20 protein-coding genes are annotated in these 17,337 nt (G+C 40.7%); 5 read left to right on the plus strand and 15 right to left on the minus strand.

Annotated elements, in window-relative coordinates:
• Window positions 1–113 precede the first annotated feature (113 nt).
• From copZ to COD92_RS14885, 4 genes are all read right to left on the minus strand, one after another.
• Window positions 114–320 (minus strand): copper chaperone CopZ, encoded by a 207-nt coding sequence (gene copZ, locus COD92_RS14870; RefSeq protein WP_098531580.1) that lies wholly within the window; start codon window positions 318–320, stop codon window positions 114–116.
• Window positions 321–330: 10 nt separating this feature from the next.
• Window positions 331–672: a metal-sensitive transcriptional regulator gene (locus COD92_RS14875; protein WP_098531581.1), complete on the minus strand. Its 342-nt coding sequence runs from the start codon at window positions 670–672 to the stop codon at window positions 331–333.
• 163 nt (window positions 673–835) lie between these two features.
• Window positions 836–1,342 carry a CBS domain-containing protein gene (locus COD92_RS14880; RefSeq protein WP_255286719.1) on the minus strand — a complete coding sequence of 169 codons (507 nt, stop codon included), beginning with the start codon at window positions 1,340–1,342 and terminating at the stop codon, window positions 836–838.
• A gap of 109 nt (window positions 1,343–1,451) precedes the next feature.
• The gene (locus COD92_RS14885; protein ID WP_098531582.1) at window positions 1,452–2,102 is read right to left on the minus strand and encodes a TetR/AcrR family transcriptional regulator; all 651 of its coding nucleotides are present in this window, start codon (window positions 2,100–2,102) and stop codon (window positions 1,452–1,454) included.
• A 252-nt stretch (window positions 2,103–2,354) separates the two neighbouring features.
• Between COD92_RS14885 and COD92_RS32000 the strand changes: the two genes are divergently transcribed.
• Window positions 2,355–2,516, plus strand: coding sequence for a hypothetical protein (locus COD92_RS32000; RefSeq protein ID WP_176541287.1), 162 nt, complete (start codon window positions 2,355–2,357; stop codon window positions 2,514–2,516).
• 47 nt (window positions 2,517–2,563) lie between these two features.
• Here the strand turns inward: COD92_RS32000 and COD92_RS14890 are convergent, their stop codons facing one another.
• The 6 genes from COD92_RS14890 to COD92_RS14915 all read right to left on the minus strand — a co-directional run bounded on the left by COD92_RS14890 (window position 2,564) and on the right by COD92_RS14915 (window position 7,690).
• Window positions 2,564–3,148, minus strand: a complete 585-nt coding sequence (locus tag COD92_RS14890) for a DNA-3-methyladenine glycosylase I (protein ID WP_098531583.1) — start codon at window positions 3,146–3,148, stop codon at window positions 2,564–2,566.
• Between the two features lie 123 nt (window positions 3,149–3,271).
• Window positions 3,272–4,120: a DODA-type extradiol aromatic ring-opening family dioxygenase gene (locus tag COD92_RS14895; RefSeq protein ID WP_098531584.1), complete on the minus strand. Its 849-nt coding sequence runs from the start codon at window positions 4,118–4,120 to the stop codon at window positions 3,272–3,274.
• Window positions 4,121–4,217: 97 nt separating this feature from the next.
• Complete coding sequence (locus COD92_RS14900; protein WP_098531683.1) at window positions 4,218–4,412, minus strand: 4-oxalocrotonate tautomerase; 195 nt, start codon at window positions 4,410–4,412, stop codon at window positions 4,218–4,220.
• Between the two features lie 213 nt (window positions 4,413–4,625).
• Window positions 4,626–5,408 carry a 2-keto-4-pentenoate hydratase gene (locus tag COD92_RS14905; protein ID WP_098531585.1) on the minus strand — a complete coding sequence of 261 codons (783 nt, stop codon included), beginning with the start codon at window positions 5,406–5,408 and terminating at the stop codon, window positions 4,626–4,628.
• A 24-nt stretch (window positions 5,409–5,432) separates the two neighbouring features.
• Entirely contained in the window at window positions 5,433–6,209 is a 777-nt protein-coding gene (locus COD92_RS14910) for a 2-keto-4-pentenoate hydratase (RefSeq protein WP_098531586.1), read from the minus strand.
• Window positions 6,210–6,226: 17 nt separating this feature from the next.
• Window positions 6,227–7,690 (minus strand): aldehyde dehydrogenase, encoded by a 1,464-nt coding sequence (locus COD92_RS14915; protein WP_098531587.1) that lies wholly within the window; start codon window positions 7,688–7,690, stop codon window positions 6,227–6,229.
• 236 nt (window positions 7,691–7,926) lie between these two features.
• Between COD92_RS14915 and COD92_RS14920 the strand changes: the two genes are divergently transcribed.
• Both COD92_RS14920 and COD92_RS14925 read left to right on the plus strand, forming a co-directional pair.
• On the plus strand, window positions 7,927–8,703 hold the full coding sequence (locus tag COD92_RS14920) for an IclR family transcriptional regulator (protein WP_098531588.1): 777 nt from the start codon (window positions 7,927–7,929) through the stop codon (window positions 8,701–8,703).
• A 39-nt stretch (window positions 8,704–8,742) separates the two neighbouring features.
• A complete protein-coding gene (locus COD92_RS14925; protein WP_098531589.1) occupies window positions 8,743–9,678 on the plus strand; it encodes an amidohydrolase family protein in 936 nt (311 codons plus the stop codon).
• 50 nt (window positions 9,679–9,728) lie between these two features.
• Here the strand turns inward: COD92_RS14925 and COD92_RS14930 are convergent, their stop codons facing one another.
• Entirely contained in the window at window positions 9,729–10,415 is a 687-nt protein-coding gene (locus COD92_RS14930) for a Dph6-related ATP pyrophosphatase (RefSeq protein ID WP_098531590.1), read from the minus strand.
• A 146-nt stretch (window positions 10,416–10,561) separates the two neighbouring features.
• Between COD92_RS14930 and COD92_RS14935 the strand changes: the two genes are divergently transcribed.
• Window positions 10,562–11,383, plus strand: coding sequence for a Cof-type HAD-IIB family hydrolase (locus COD92_RS14935; RefSeq protein WP_098531591.1), 822 nt, complete (start codon window positions 10,562–10,564; stop codon window positions 11,381–11,383).
• Window positions 11,384–11,525: 142 nt separating this feature from the next.
• Window positions 11,526–12,281, plus strand: a complete 756-nt coding sequence (locus tag COD92_RS14940; RefSeq protein ID WP_098531592.1) for a hypothetical protein — start codon at window positions 11,526–11,528, stop codon at window positions 12,279–12,281.
• 73 nt (window positions 12,282–12,354) lie between these two features.
• Here COD92_RS14940 and COD92_RS14945 read toward each other — a convergent pair whose 3' ends face one another.
• From COD92_RS14945 to COD92_RS14960, 4 genes are all read right to left on the minus strand, one after another.
• Window positions 12,355–13,290, minus strand: a complete 936-nt coding sequence (locus COD92_RS14945; protein ID WP_098531593.1) for a manganese-dependent inorganic pyrophosphatase — start codon at window positions 13,288–13,290, stop codon at window positions 12,355–12,357.
• 158 nt (window positions 13,291–13,448) lie between these two features.
• Window positions 13,449–14,657: an iron-containing alcohol dehydrogenase gene (locus COD92_RS14950; RefSeq protein WP_098531594.1), complete on the minus strand. Its 1,209-nt coding sequence runs from the start codon at window positions 14,655–14,657 to the stop codon at window positions 13,449–13,451.
• Between the two features lie 19 nt (window positions 14,658–14,676).
• A complete protein-coding gene (locus COD92_RS14955; protein WP_098531595.1) occupies window positions 14,677–16,200 on the minus strand; it encodes an aldehyde dehydrogenase family protein in 1,524 nt (507 codons plus the stop codon).
• Between the two features lie 243 nt (window positions 16,201–16,443).
• Window positions 16,444–17,337: a R2-like ligand-binding oxidase gene (locus tag COD92_RS14960; protein ID WP_098531596.1), complete on the minus strand. Its 894-nt coding sequence runs from the start codon at window positions 17,335–17,337 to the stop codon at window positions 16,444–16,446.

Here is a 17,337-nt window from a genome sequence, read left to right on the forward strand (position 1 = left end):
TAGGCGCTGGAGCTGGACGTGTCTAAACCTGTAAAAAGATGTCCACAAGTATTAAATCTATAATTTCCAATACAACCAAAAACACCCAGGTGTTTAAACCTGGGTGCCATCTCTTATTTCACATCGTATCCTTGATCATCAATTGTTTCTTTAATCTCATCGAGTGAAACCAGGTTGGTATCATACTCTACATCCACTTTACCTTTTGCAAGGTTAACCGACACCTTTTTTACACCTTGCAGTTCGCCGACACTGCCTTCCACTGCTTTGACACAATGTTCACAAGACATTCCACTTACATTTAAAGTAACATGGTCCATTATAAATTCCTCACTTTTTCATCAACTTTTGGATCGTCACCAGAACCTCATCCAAGACTTCGAAATCACCTTCTTGGATTCTTTCAACGACACAGCTTTTCATATGACCTTCAAGCAATATTTTCGCTACACTGTTTAACGCCGATTGTGTTGCAGCAATCTGGTTAATGACGTCATCACAATACGTATCTTTTTCAATTAAGCCTTTAATCCCACGGATCTGCCCCTCAATTCGGTTTAACCTCGTGACAAGATTATTTTTTACTTTATCTGGATGGTGACTTTTCCGCTGGCTTCCCCCATCTTCACAGCAGGAATCTTCAGTTAACTCCTGATCTAATTCATGAGACATTAACACGCCTCCCTTTTTAGAAATATTATATCATACCCCCGTATAGTAAAGCGAAGGGCAAACTAGAGGATTCTACTAGTACAGTTTACCCTTTCAAAAAACAAAAAAATAGGCAGATGATTATTAAAAAATCAACAGCCCATTCTTGCCTTCTCTAGAGAAGTTACATATTTTCAACCATCGTTTGCTGGATATTGCGAATCACATCACCACGGCTGATGACACCTACTACACGATTCACTCCATTGACGACAGGCAGTTTTTTAAAGTGATGTTTTGATAACAGATCAACCACTTTTTCCATATCATCTTCAGGATTGACCGTTACAAGTCCATGTGTTTTCGCAATTTTAATAATCTCCCTATTAATGACTTCACTTAAGTGGACATCCCGTTCCTCCACTGCTATATAAGTGATGAAACTAAAATAATCATGAATTCGCTTATCTAATGGCTTTATAGCCCGAATTATATCCCCATCTGTTACCATGCCGCATAATGTCCCATCTTTTTTTGTAATGGGAACCCCGCCAATTTTCTTTTCTACAAATACAGACATGACCTCTCTAACTGAATTCTCTGGACTAACAGTTATAACGTCTCTAACCATAAAATCTCTTACTTTCATCATGGTCACCGCTTTCTTTGGATCGATTCCAAAATAAATCATACTCATTTCCTTTATTTTTTGTACTATTGTCATGTTATCTTGAATATAATAAATTCCATCTTTCAAGATATTATTTTCAAATTTTTAATGATTAATGAGAAATTATTAATTATTCGGCTTCGGCATCTTTTTTGGATAACTGCTCTAAAACTCTAGGAGGGAACACCATCCGGCAAATTAGCTTGGCAATGTCCTGATACGCAGACGGTTTCTCAGACTGGCTTGTTTTATCAAGTCCGTTCTCGACAATCATCATAATCGCCCAAGAAAGAGTATCTAAATCCAAATCGTCCCAAGTTAACCCTTTTTCTCCCGCTTTTTTTAATCCGTTAAAAATCCTAGCATGGATTCTTTTTCTAGCATTGTCCAGAACGGCTGCAAGCTCGGAATCCTTCGATAACAGCTCAGGCAGAACATGACGGAGTCCGAACTCATGGATTCGGTTATAATGAATTTCTAAAGAAGACGCCAATGCGTCCACTGGATTGCTAGATAACCAGCTTATTTCTGGTGGGAGAAAAGTCTCAATCTTATCCTCAAGCAGCGACATCAACAGCTGCCGTTTATCGGAAAAATATCGATAAAAGGTTCCTGTTGCAACCCCTGCATGAGCAGCGATTTCCTTTGCCGTTGTCTGCTCATAACCCTTTTTATGAAACAACGCATATCCACTTTCAATTAACGCATTTCTTTTAGCTTGAGCCCGTTCCTGTTTTGGCAAAAATGGAAATTCACCTACCAGTTTTTCATCATCTGACATGCTTTCACCTCGAATTTATCATACCACTAACCAGGAATTTGAACCACAGTTCAATTTTAAATTGACAGAAATGATGCTTTGTGTGATACTTGAACTAGAGTTCATGTTATGATTTTATCACTACTACTATAAAAAGAAAAGTTATTCTGCTAAGCAGGAATTTACCGTTTTTATGCGAATAATTTAAAGTATCAATTTTTAACTTTCTAAAGGACCATACAGTTTTATAACAATTGGAAGGTGTTGATTAATTTGGCAAACCAATCTGAATCTAAGAAAATATCTGTAAATTCCACTATTTCATTAAAAGGAATTGTCAAAGCCATTTTCAACGATACCGTTCATGTCCAAATCGGTGGAAAAATTATTCCCATTCCATCTTCTGATTTTATGATGGAGAAACCAACCAAATAAACTTTATTTAAAAAGGCCCGTCACAAATTGTGATGGGCTCTTTTTCACTAATTATCATCAGAGTTTAAGCGTTTATAACACATACATGTGGTAATATGGTCATTTACCATCCCCACTGCCTGCATAAAGGCATAACAAATGGTGGAACCAACAAATTTAAAGCCTCGTTTCTTTAGATCTTTACTGAGCCGATCACTGATTTCCGTTGTTGCAGGGACCTCACTCATTTCACTGAAATGATTTTGTATCGGCTTTCCATCCACAAAAGACCAAATATAAGTTTGAAATGAACCGAATTCCTCCACTACGCTATAAAAAGCTTTTGCATTTGTAATAACCGCATTTATTTTAAGCTTATTCCTAACAATTCCTTCATTCTGTAACAGTTCAGCAATTTTGTTCTCATCATAGCGGATAATTTTTGCGGGCTCAAAATGATCGAAAGCTTGACGATAGTTCTCACGCTTTTTTAAAATCGTATACCAGCTGAGTCCCGCTTGAGCGCCTTCAAGATTTAAATATTCAAAAAGCTGGCGGTCATCATATACTGGTACCCCCCATTCATGGTCATGGTAACTGATATAGAGTGGATCCTGATTCACCCATCCGCATCTTATTTCTTTATCATTCATTGCGAGTGCTCCTAAATAGATGTCATCATTATCCTTTAAGTATCACATATTTTTCCGAAAAAAGGTATCCTTACAATCAAAAAACCGGACCCACCAGCGGCAGGTTTCCGGCTCTGAAAAATTTTATTTGGCGAATTCATTCTCAGCAATTAAATTGGCGGCTTGTACTGTGACTTTTTGGAAGGTGATCAGCACGTTCCAGCTGCCTGAAGACTGCCCATCTGCATAGAAAGTTGGTTTACATTCTTCGTCAAGCATACTTAAAAGCATCGCAAGATGGCGGCCGCCTGATTCGACTCTAGCCAGCCTTGCATACTCCGGAAGCATATCATACGCGGATTGATAATCGTTTTTCATCACAAATTCGAGAAATTGCTTATCCATTGCATGCTCTGTAATGGTTGGTTTATTATGTCTGCCCCTCACTAAATTATGTGACAAGGCACCACTTGAAATAAAGACAACCCTTTTACTTGTTTCTTGTAAAACCTTTGCAATTTGCTGACCCCATTTATAGGTCTCTTCGATACTGGCTGCCAATGTAACCGATAAATTAATAACCGGTATTTCTTCATCTGGATTTAGGTAACGCAATGGAACCACACTTCCGTAATCCCACAGGTAATATGGATCATTTACCCCCTGGACCTGGAGGCCAGCCTCTTCTCCTGCCTTTACGAGCTTGTTCGCTAATTCTTCATCACCTGGGTAGTTGTACGGGAGGTCTTTAATTAGGTCTGGAGCTTCGAAGGCAGTCAATATCCCTTTATGAACAGGAGTACAATCAACATAATGGAAAAACGTCGATGGCCAATGACAAGATACTAAAACAATCACGTCTGGGTTTATTTCTTTTATTTGTTTGGCTACTACTTTCATGGATGAAGCCATATCCATTTGAAAATCCGGTACTTGATCTTCATGACACATACTAGGGACATGGGGAGCTATCATACTAAATTCAATCGTCATAATATCCTCCTATAAAATTTAATAATCCAAGTTAACGCTTACAAAATAGAAAAATTGTGGGGAGCATTGATATTCCCCATGCTCCCCTTTATGAATTCTATCGCTCCGAAGCAGGAATGCCTGCAATCCCCCAATGGGTTTTTGGAACTTCTGTCACGATAACTCTGATACTTTCTTTCGGTGCGTTTAAGGTTTCTTCAACTGTATTGGTAAGATTCTTGATTAGTTCGGTTACTTTCTCAGGAGGTCTTCCTTCCATTATTTGCAGATTAATTAATGGCATGCTTATCATCCTTTGTTTAGGCTGTGTTAATCTTGAATGTTGATTTCCGCTCCAGGCGCGAGCGGTTCGCGGGCGGTCCGGTGAGCCTCCTAGGCGCCTTAGCGCCTGCGGGGTCTCACCTGTTCCGTACTCCCGCAGGAGTCTGCGCGCCTTCCGCTCCAATCAACATGCTAATAATCAACGATAACCTTTAACACAGCCTTGTATTATAAAAGTATTTCTCTAATCCGTTACCGTAAAGGTGACTTCACCAAGCCCATCAAATTTTCCACTGACGACGTCGCCGTATTTCAACATAACGGCACTGGTAATCCCACCTGTTAAAATAACATCACCCTTACGAACCTTTTCTCCCTTTCTCGCAAGCATATTCGCAAGCATCGCAACGGAATGTGCTGGGTGCCCCAATACTGCCGCACCTGCCCCCAGTTCCTTGATTTCACCATTTATAGATAGAGTTGAACCAAGTAAATCTAATTCAAATTGCTCTGGCTTTTTTAAAGTCGTGCCAAACACAACCCTTGAGGTTGAGGCATTGTCAGCAATAACATCCGGTAAGGTAAAATTGAAGTTTTCATAGCGGCTGTCGATGATTTCTAATGCAGGCAGAACATATTTCGTTTTTGCAAGAACCTGAGCACCGGTCACACCCGGTCCTTCGATATCTTCACCAATCACAAACGCAATTTCCGCTTCCACCTTCGGATGGATCATCTCATGTAATGGCAGTTTTCCGCCATTTTCAATCAGCATATAATCAAACACATATCCATAGATGGGATCATCAATTCCCATTTGTTTCATTTTGGCAAAACTAGTTAAACCCATCTTGGGACCAACAATTCTTCTGCCTTCTTGTAATTTCATTTGGACGATTTCTTCTTGAACCTGATATGCTTCCTCCACGGTTAAATCAGGCTTTAGGTTGGCAGTTACCTTTACAACCTCACGTTTTTCAAGCTCGGCTGCAACAAGATAATTAGCTATTTCCTTAATTTGACTCACGCTGTTCCCCTCTTTTTCTTCAAATTAAAAGTGCACACTGACCTGACCGAGATGAGCAAACCTTGCAGTGAAGGAATCTCCTTTATTGGCCACTTCTGCTGCGGACAACGCACCAGACAAAATCACTTCTCCTGCTCGAAGCGGGATATCAAATTCTGATAGTTTATTGGCTAACCATGCCACACACGTAGCTGGATTTCCTAACGCTGCTGCGCCGACGCCAGTATTCACGAGTTCACCATTTTTTGTTAAGACCATGCCGATTAATTCAAGATCAATATCTTCTATTTTAGTAGGTTTTCCACCTAACACGAAAGACTTAGAAGAGCCATTGTCAGCAACCGTGTCCTGCAATTTAATATTCCAATCTTGAACTCTGCTATCGACGATTTCAAGTGCTGGAACGACATAGTCTGTTGCTTGAAGAACATCAAGAGTGGTCACATTTGGTCCGCGTAAATCCTTTTTTAAAATAAAAGCAATCTCGGCTTCTACCTTTGGCTGTAGGACCGATTCTATTGAAATGGATCCGCCATTTTCCACTACCATACAATCTAGTAAATGCCCGTAATCCGGCTCATCAACTCCGAGCAAGTTTTGCATCGCTAAAGAAGTTAAGCCTATCTTCTTGCCAACGATTTTTTGTCCTTGTGCTATTTTTTTATTAATATTTTCAAGCTGAATATAATAAGCTTCTTCCACTGTAAGTTCGGGATCAACGGATGTTAAAGGAGCAATCCCGACTTTCGTCGTTTCTGCTTCGGATAATTGTTCTGCAAATTGTGTTACTTTACTAGTCAAAGTATTTACTTCCCTTCTTATAGTTTGATCGTGACATTGGAAAGTTCGGAGTAAAAATCGATACTATGCATGCCGCCTGTTCTTCCGATTCCACTATGCTTCATACCTCCAAATGGTGTTCTTAAATCACGTAAGAACCAAGTATTTACCCAAATAATTCCTGCCTCTAGCTGGTGTGCAACTCGATGCGCTCTTCTTAGATCATTTGTCCAAATCGTTGCACTTAAGCCATAATGAGTATCATTTGCCTGCATAACCACTTCTTCTTCCATATCAAACGGCATAACCGTAACCACTGGTCCAAAGATCTCTTCACGAACACAGCGAGAATTTCGATCAAGCCCAACTAATATGGTAGGTTCTAAGTAGTAACCTTTTTCATATCCATCAGGACGTTTGCCGCCTGTCAGGATGGTGGCACCTTCTTGGCGGGCGATATCAATATAGCTGTTTACCCTGTCATAATGTTCTTTACTGACTAATGCACCAACATTCGTATCTGCTTCAAGCGGGTGGCCGACCTTTAATGTTCTAACCCGTTCCGCAAATCTTGTTAAAAATTCTTCGTAAACCGGCCGTTCCACGTAAATCCGTGAACCGCACAAACAAACTTCCCCTTGGTTCACAAAGCTGGATTTAATTGTGGTTTCAATCACTTCATCTAAATCAGAGTCAGCAAAGATAATGTTTGGATTTTTCCCGCCTAGTTCAAAGGAAAGCTTTTTCAAGGAATCGGCTGCCGATTTCATAATCGCGGTACCTGTTCTTGGCTCACCAATAAATGAAATCGCATCCACATCCGGATGTTCTGAAATCGCTGCACCAGCAGAATTAGGGCCAAAACCATGGACAAGGTTTACTACACCATCAGGTACCCCTGCTTCTTTACAAATCTCCATTAATACAGTTGCGGTCATTGGCGTCCACTCGGCCGGTTTAATAACAGCCGTATTACCCATTGCTAAACATGGCGCTAATTTCCAAGTCAACAATAGTAACGGCAGGTTCCAAGGTTTAATAATCCCAACCACACCGACAGGGCGGCGATAAGAATAATGAAGGGCGATATCATCCTGCATATTCGAATCGGTATTAACAGAAATCATATAATCAGCGAAAAAGTGAAAGTTAAAGGCTGCGCGCGGAATATCCACACTATTTGCTAATGAAAATGGCTTCCCAGTATCCATGGATTCAAGATGTGCCAGCTCTTCCTGTCTTTCAAGAATTAAATCGCCAATCCGGCGGATAATTTTTGAACGCTCAACAATTGGCATAGTCTTCCATTTTCCATTTAATGCTCTACGTGCAGCAGCTACTGCAAAATTAACTTCTTCCTTCCCCCCTTCGGCCACGGTTCCTAACACTTCTTCTGTTGCTGGGTTGATATTTTCAAAGGTTTTGTGATTTTGTGATTCGACAAATTGACCGTTGATAAAGTGCAAACAATTAATGGCTCTTACTCTAGTTTCTACTTGCATATCGATATTCCTCCTAATAAATAAATGATAATTTAATATTTTCTTAACTACATGGTAACGCTTCCGAATTTCACATACAACGCCATCGTTGCTCTATATGCAACAAAAGACGATTTTTTTAAATAATTCATAATATTTAAAAATACTGTTTTCATTTTTTGTTTTTTCTGGTATATTGCCGACTATAGAGCAACTTTGTTTTACATAATGAAACACTTCAAAAGGAGGGATTTCATTTGAGCGTAAATGTCGAGAAAGATAGTCATCTTTCTTCGGTAAAAAATGCACTTCGGATTTTACAATGTTTTACGATGGATGAACCGGAAAAAAAGATTAGTGAACTATCCGCTGCGCTCGGACTTAACAAGAGTACGGTCAGCCGAACAATGACAACGCTTGCAAGTGAAGGGTTTGTTTATAAAGATCCAGAAACAAAAAAATATCGGTTAGGCCTCTCCATTCTGTCGTTAAGCGGAATTGTCAGCAGTCAGATGGATATCTACCGGGAATCGCAGCCAGTCTTAAATCGGTTAGTAGAAAATATTGGGGAAACAGCACATATTTCGGTTTTGGATCATTTAGACGTTATCTATCTTCAAAAGGTCGAATGTAACCATCCGGTTCGTTTCCTAACCCATATAGGTAAGAGAAATCCTCCATACTGTACGAGTTCCGGCAAGGTTCTGCTTGCTTATGCAGCAGAAGATGTCGTTAATCAGGTCATTGAAAAAGGTCTGGAAAAATTAGCTAAAAACACCATCACAAATCCGCAAAATCTTCGGATTCATTTAAATCAAGTGAAAGAAAACGGTTACGCAAATAGTACAGAAGAAATCCTAGAAGGGGTAACCTCGATTGCCGCGCCTATTTTTGATTACAGAGGCAAAGTCATTGCTGCACTTTCTGTCGTAGGGCCAAATCAACGAATACAGGAGCATAAAATTCAAGGCCTAGCAAAAAAAGTGATGAGCGCGGCTAGAGAGGTCTCAACACGAATGGGTTATAGAGGTTAATAGTTTAGTAGTTTAAACCATGAAAAGGGGCTGTTCCGGTTGTATGATTTTCACACTCATTTTATCCCATCTGATGTTTTAGCATGGTTGAAAGACAATCAAAGAAAAGTTAATGCAAAATGGGTTAAAAAAGAAGAAAACAAGAATGATTTTTTAATAGTAAATGAAAAATGGGGTTTTGAATTAAAGCAGGCTTTTATCGATGGAAACCAATTTTTAGCGGATCAAGAAAAGGCTAGGGTAACTCATTCGGTTATTTCACCAATTCCACAGCTGTTTATGTATGATTTTCCTGATGAAATCACGACTGAGATTTCAAGTGTATACAACCGTTCTTTGGCAGAATGGTCTAATTCCGCACCAGAACGCCTTTCAGCTTTAGGTACAGTGCCGCTTACCAATCCGCTAAAAGCTGCCGAGGTCTTAAATGATGCTATGGAAATGGGACTTAAAGGGGTTATTATCGGGCCTGGACTAGAAAATCAAATGTTATCGGATGAATTTTTCAGGCCCTTTTTTGAAGAAGCTAATCGCTTAAAAGCCATCGTGTTTATTCATCCGTTATTATGCGAAGACCCTCGTTTAAAGAGAAGAATGATGCCCAATTTGATTGGGGTCCCTTGGGAAACAACGGTATGTGCAACGGACTTCTTGTTAAGTGGCTTGATTGATCAATTTCCTAATATAAAGATATTATTTGCCCATGGCGGCGGTTTCCTTCCCTATCAGATTGGCAGGCTGGACAAGGGTTTTGACCAATGGCCACTAGTTTCATCAAAGTTAAAGGCCAAACCATCAGAATACTTGAAACGCTTTTGGTATGATACGGTGTTATGGAACCAAGATAGCCTGGATTTCCTAATCAAAACGGTTGGTGAGGATCGAGTTGTCCCCGGTTCTGATTATCCATTTGACCTATCTGTTTGGCCACCCACAGGAAATCAAGAATTAGCCGTTCGTTCATTACTTGATTAATATTTTTTAAAGTTACTTTAAATAAAAATGGAAGCAGGGACCTCCCTGCTTCATTCCTTGCTGGGAATTAAATCTGTATAACAGAACCTTATTTGATCCGTATAGATGTCGTTAGTAAACTTTTTCTCGCCCAATTTAAAACGAATAGGCTCTTTAAATATAGGGCCTTCAAAAACAAACGAATGAAACTCCCCATTTTCGCCGCAAGGATCCACCTCACCTGGCAGATCCTCTATAAATTGTTTCGTGATTTCCCTGCCTGAAAAACTTTCGGGCAATTGAGTTAAATCGACACAGGTCGTAATTGTTCGATATCCAAGAGAAATAAAGCGGTGAATCAATTCTGCTGTGTTTATTCCCCATAAAGGAAAAATCGGTGTGATTCCTGAGGGCTTTAACATTTCTTCCCTGTATCTTCGCACATCCTCAAGAAATAAGTCTCCAAATGCGAAATGGTCAACTCCTAACTTCTTTATAGCATTTATTTCTTTTATCATAATTTCACCATATTTATCATTAGAGCACTGTTCGGGAATTCTAATTTTTTTCAATGGAAGACCAATAGACTTTGCTTGAGCCTCTAGCAATTCCTCTCTCACACCGTGAATACTAGTCCGATTAAATCCATCAGTAACGGTTGAAAATAATAGTTTGACCTCATATTCATTTGAGTTTAATAGATCATGTAAAGCTAAGGTTGAATCCTTCCCGCTAAAGGAAACTGCTACTTTTTTCATCTCCTCGCCTCCTATTTTCATGTTAGCAGAAGAGCGTTGTTTCTTAAAACAATAAATATGCTTAATTGGATTGATTTGTAATAGTATTTTTTCCTAGACTTATAGTAAGATGGGATAAGAAACTAACTAGAGAAAGGAACAGAAAAATGTCATATAAAATGATTGTACTAGATTTAGATGATACCCTGCTACAAGACGACCACACCATTTCCCCTCGTACGAAACAGTCATTAATGGATGCTCAAAAGGCAGGTGTAAAGGTTGTACTAGCTTCTGGGCGCCCAACGTCCGCTATGTATGAAATTGCTGATGAGCTAGAGTTAAAGAAATATGGAAGCTTTATTCTTTCTTTTAATGGTGCAAAAATTACTAACTGCCAAACAGGTGAAGAGCTTTTTAGCAGCACGTTATCACCTGAAACCGCGCACCGCCTATATAATTTAAGCCGTCGTGAAGATGTGTTTATTCATACCTATGTTGGTGATTTGATTGTTACCGAGGCAGGAAATCAATATACCAATATTGAAGCGGAAATTACAGGCTTAGATGTGTTTGAGGTTGACAGTTTTATTGAGTCAGTCAATGAACCGGTTGTTAAAGTATTAATGGTCGAAGCTCCGGAAAAACTTGTCGAAGTAGAAAGTAAGCTTCAGCAAGAATTAGCTGAAGAACTTAGCGTGATGCGTTCTAAACCATTTTTCTTAGAGTTTACGGAAAAAGGGGTAACAAAAGGAACCAGTCTAAATCATTTGATTGGACAACTTGGCATTACGCGCGAAGAAGTGATTGCCATCGGCGATAGCTATAATGATTTAGCGATGATTGAGTTCGCCGGACTTGGTGTTGCTATGGGTAATGCACCGCAAGATATTAAGGAAAAAGCAAATTATGTGACTGACACAAATATGAATGATGGCGTAGCAAAGGTTGTAGAAAAATTCGTTTTGAATACGCCAGTAATTGTTTGATTCCAACCGCTTGGATATTCCAAGCGGTTTTTTGTTTTATTACTAAAGCGATCACGTAATGTTCCCTAGCCCAATCATGTCCCCAGTTTCAATCTCTTTGCATAAACTATCACAATCAAACAAATAAAAGGCGGAGAGAGGTATGGGACTATTCATTAATAAAAAGGAACATCCGAATTTATTCAAAAATAGCAGGCAATTGAAGGAATCGAATCAAGTCGAATCTAGGCAGGATTTCCTCACCGAACTAATGAAGGAGCAGCAAAAAGCAAATATGGCTCTGAACCGGGCATTAGCAGAACTACAAACGCGTTATCAGCAGCAAACAGATGCCCAGAATACCCACTGGAAACAGGTAGATTATCAGCTGAGTGACTTAAAGAATAGTACGTTTAGACAGCAGAAATTTGAAAACGAAATGGTCACCAATTTACATTCCCTTCATGAAAAGAATGTCCATTTAGAGGCTATTATTGAAAAAGAAACACAAGTAAGGGAATCCCTGTCTGGTCAAATCAATCAAATTAGTAAGACCTGTGACAGTATTGCGGATCGTTTAGATAAGAATGAAGAAACACAGCAACAACTTGCCATGCAAATGAAAGAACAACTTGAAATGCAAAAACAGGCAGCAGAAAAATTAACTAAACAAGAAGAAATCCACGGCGGGATGTTAAAACGGCTCGATAATCAAGAGGCATTATTAGATAAGTTTGCCAGACAGCTAAACCATATCCGTTCCATCCTATTTGAACGGACCAATTACCTCGCAGGAAAAATAGATGACGGCTATAAGCTCACATCTTCCTATGTGTACAAATTAATGACCGGATCCGAACAGCCGCTCACTTTTTTCTTAATGAATCAAAAGAAAGAAGAAAATCAGGAAGTTGAATAAGTTGTGTAACCTTTGGTTCACAACCTAAAAACCGTCCATGCTAAGCATGAACGGTTTTTAGTGTTGCACTCTATTAGATACCTTGATTAAAGATATCAGTTAATACTGGTACGATTTGTTTTTTACGTGATACAACACCTTTTAAAGTCGCTGTATTATTTTCTAGTGAAACATTGTAGGCTTTTTCAACTGCAGCTGTTTTGCTTCCGATGGCTAAACCAACAGAATCATTTGTTAAGATATCTGTAACAACAAACAAGAATAAATCTAAGTTCTTTTCTGCCACGATGTTAGAAATCGCCGCTTCTAATTCAGCTTGACGTTCTAGAACATCAGCAGTGTCCACTACGTTCACTTGTGCAATTTCAACTTTGCTTGAACCCATTTCGAATTCTTTAGCATCAAGGCTTAAAAGGTCAGCAATCGATTTATCACGAACGTCAGCACCTGCTTTTAACATTTCCAAGCCATAAGTTTCAGCCTCTACACCGGCAATTGCAGCTAATTCCTTTGCAGCTGCTACATCTTCAGGTGTGCAGGTTGGTGATTTGAACAATAAAGAGTCGGAAATGATCGCAGATAACATTAGACCAGCGATTTCTTTCTTAATTTCTTTGCCGTTTTCTTTGTACATCTTGTTTAAAATGGTTGCCGTACAGCCAACAGGCTCGCAGCGGTAATATAAAGGATCACTTGTTTCAAAGTTAGCGATACGGTGGTGGTCGATAACCTCCAATACACGCACATCTGCAATATCATTTGCACTTTGCTGGCGCTCGTTGTGGTCAACTAAGATTACAGAATTTACTTCAGACGAAACTGCTTCCACTAAACGTGGAACTTCAGCGTTGAAAGTTGTAAGCGCAAATTGTGTTTCGCCATTGATTTGACCAAGACGAACTGGTTCAACATCATAGCCTAATTGTTTTTTCAAATCTGCATATGCAATTGCAGAACAGATTGTATCGGTGTCTGGATTTTTATGACCGAAAATAAGTACTTTTTCCATTTTTACTACTCCTACTCATCAAAAATTTTATGTAGATCAATCCAAAACTAAAATGACCCTATTTGAAATTATATATCAAGATGTTTATGGATACAAAGCAAAAAATACAAAAAGAAACAAAGGCATTCTCTCTGAGTACCTTTGTTTCTAATTATTACTTACTTTACAGTGACAGGAACAACCCTCTGTCCAATAGCCGCAATTAATTCTTGCGGCATTGGGAAACTGAGCGCTGCAGGGTCCTTCATAACCGCCGGAATCGTTGCCGCTAATGCCTCTTCACTTATATTATATTGCTTGAAGTTGCCAGGCAGGCCGACGCTTTGTTGTAACAATCTGATTTTCCCAATCACTTTAGCAAGTGCGTTTTCAGGTGTATCATCCTTCACATCGACATCCAATGCCTGAGCCAGTTCAGCAGCCCTTGGCAAATACAATTGAGGAACAAGCTCCATCACCACCGGTAAAAAAACGGCATTCGCTAATCCATGTGGGATTCGGAACAAGGCACCGTAGGCATGAGCCATATTATGAACCGGAATCGCATTTAGAGCAAAGCTAAACGCGGTAATTCCCATTAGACTTGCCTGCAATAAATCCATTCGGGCATCTAAATTGCCGCCATCATCTACAGCCACCGGAAGATTTTTTTCAATCAATCTGATCGCATGTAGGGCATAGGCATCCGTTAGACCAGTCGCTGTTGGTGATGCTAGTGCTTCAATCGCATGTGTTAAAGCATCAAAACCTGTAAAGGCGGTAATCATAGGTGGCAGGCCAACGGTTAAATCAGGATCCAATATCGCCATATCGGCATTTATAAATGGATTAATGATATTCGTCTTCATTTGAATGTCTTCATTAAAAATAACGGCAATCGGCGAAACTTCGGATCCTGTTCCTGCAGTTGTCGGGATTGCAATATGCGGGATGGGGATATAGTTTGCTTTCGGAAATTGTTCATATAATAAGCCGCCTGGGATAGCTTCTTTTATATCCGATAAGCCTTTATGAAGAGCATACTTAACCCCTTTTACAGTATCTAGGACACTACCGCCGCCTACAGCTAGTAAACTATCCGCTCCCACTTCCTTCGCATAGCGGACCGCATCATTAATGCAGCGGCTTTCGGCATCCTGAGCAATGTCCAAATAGGTGCCGACAAGCTGCGGTCCAGACCCGTGACCAGTCAATTCAAAAATCGACGCTACTTTTTCAACAATCCCGGCTTTTTCTAAACCGCGGTCACTTAAGAGCAGGACCCGTTTTGCGCCAAGACCGGCAAATAAACTTGGCACCATCGCCCGAGAATTTGAACCGCTGTAAATTCCAGTACGTAACATAAACTGTGATAGAGTTGTTTTCATAATCTTCTTCACCTCTTCATTAGTTTTGACCAAACAGAATTCCATACCAGTTGCGTCTTTCCAATTCAGGGGACATGGAGGTATGAACATGCTTTACTTGTGTATAGGCATCAAGTGAATGCTTGCCCATCTCCCGGCCGATGCCGCTTTGCTTGTATCCGCCAAACGGTGCATCACTGCGGAGCATATGCCAGTCGTTAATCCAGACCACACCCGCTTGAAGTTTCCTTGCGACCTCATAGGCTTTATTCACATCACGTGTCCAGACACCTGCTGCTAATCCATAAATCGTATCATTGGCCATTTGAATGGCTTCATCTAGGTCTGAATAACGAATCACACATAGGACAGGTCCAAAGATTTCCTCTTGGGCAATTTTCATATCGTTGCTGACATTTGTAAAAATCGTTGGCTCGATAAAATGTCCTTGCTCACAGCCTGGGACTGTCACTGCCTTCCCGCCGCAGACAAGGGTTGCCCCTTCTTGCTTACCGGACTCAATATAAGAGAGAATCGTTTCCTTTTGTTTTTTCGATATTACTGGTCCGACATCTGTTGTTGGGTCAAGCGGATTGCCTAGCTTTAGTTTACTGGCAAGCGCAACGAGACCAGTAACCACTTGATCATAAAGTTTATCCGGTACAAACAGCCGTGTTCCTGATTCGCACAGCTGGCCGGAGTGAAGGAATACGCCGAAAAGGCTTCCGGGTAAAGCAATATTTAAGTCTGCATCTTCTAGCAGGATGTTTGGTGACTTTCCGCCAAGTTCTAAGGTTATATTTTTAATCGTGCCGGCGGCAAGACCCATAATTCTTCGGCCAACCTCTGTTGAACCGGTAAAGGCAACCTTATCAACCTGTGGATGATTCACTAATGCTTCCCCTACTTCTGCACCTGCTCCGGTTACCACATTAATGACACCAGGCGGGACCACCTCTGAAATAATTTCTGCTAATTTCAGTGTGGATAGCGGGGTGTAGCTGGCCGGTTTAATCACAATCGTGTTCCCCATCGCGAGCGCTGGCGCAATTTTCCAAGTCGCAATCACCATTGGCAGGTTCCAAGGGGTAATCGCCGCACAAACGCCGATAGGTTCACGCCATATGAAGTTGTGAGCAGGTCCCGGGAATGGCGGGACTGGGAGCGTTTCTGAGAATGGATACTCTAATGTAAAGTTTGCTAGTGTCTGGAACAGGTCGACCATTTGTAAAATATCACTATTGCCAATGCGCCGGACGGTTCCGCCTGAACTAATCGCTTCTAAATAGGCTAGTTCTTGGGCGTGCTCGGCAATTTTATAAGAAATCGCAAATAGTACTTTTGCCCGGTCCTTCGGCTTCATGTTTTTCCAGTCGCCCTTGTCAAAAGCGGCACGGGCCGCTTTGACTGCACGATCGACATCCTCCTGGGTTCCTTTTGCTACTTTAGCGACAAGCTCTCCGGTTGCAGGATTGAACACCTCAAAGGTTTCCCCGCTGCCCGCTTGCTCCCACTTTCCATTGATAAAGTGGGGATAGGTTTGAACGTCTACATTTACTGTCATGATTTCTTCCTCCTCTGCTAAGCTTTGATTTTTATGACGAGTCCTTTAGGAAATGAGCATCTTTAGGCAAAATTGAAGTTTTTTTGACCGAAGCGCCCCCTGTGACCACTATATGGGCACAATAATCTTTTTTTTGACCGTCGATGCCCTCTACCTTGTCCCAACGGGCACAATTATTCTTTTTGTGACCGTCAACGAGCTTTTTCTTCTTAAGACGGTCACAATTGCCTCATCTCATGCATCCTACAACACACCTAACTCACTATCTGTATATCTATAAATCTCTTCGATTTTTTTGCCCTTCGCTCTCGCTAATATTTCCATTCGGACAGATAACTGTTTGAGCGTAAAATTCATAATGTCATCTGGATTCCCTCCGAATGCACTTACCTCCCTTCCTGCGATGCCCTCTTGATTGAGTCTAATGGCTAATGGGGTCAGCTCCCCCATTTTGGCGGCTACAAAATCGAACAGATGCGGATGTTCACAAATCAACCGCTGCAAAAGAAATGTCCCGTAACCAATATGGCGCGACTCATCTCTTTTTAAATTACCTATTCCCTCCAACAAACCAGGCATGATTCCTGCTGTTTCAAGAGTGTTATAGAAAGAAAAATATCCTGTTTCGGCTAAAACTCCTTCAACAAACATGTTATATACCACCGATGCTTCTGCGATCGCCTCAGGGGATTGATCGGTTACAAGCCGGGCCATCGTCGTTGGCAGGATTTCATAAAAAATCTTTTGATAGGTTTCCGTATGAAAATGAGACAAATCTCCTTTCTCGCCGATCGCATTCAATACAAGCCTGAAAAACTCCGTGTGTTTCGCTTCCTCATACAAAAAGGTCGTTAAAAACATCTCCTCTTCTAACCGGCCTTCTTTGGCAATCGCCATGATAAGCGGAAGCAAATCTAAGGTTACAGCCTCCTCGCCAGCTTGGAATTGAGAAATTAAGCGGAGAATATCCTCCTGCTGCTCAGCCGTCATCGCCTTCCAATCCTTTTGGTCCTGGGTAAAATCGATATCTGCCGGATTCCAATTTCCTACCCGTTTTGCTTTTTGATAAAGGCGATATGGAAAAGAATCCTCGAGCAATCCCCTAGTGCTTGTTGTTAAAATAGTCCTTTTTTCCAT

This window comes from Bacillus sp. AFS037270 (assembly GCF_002585305.1).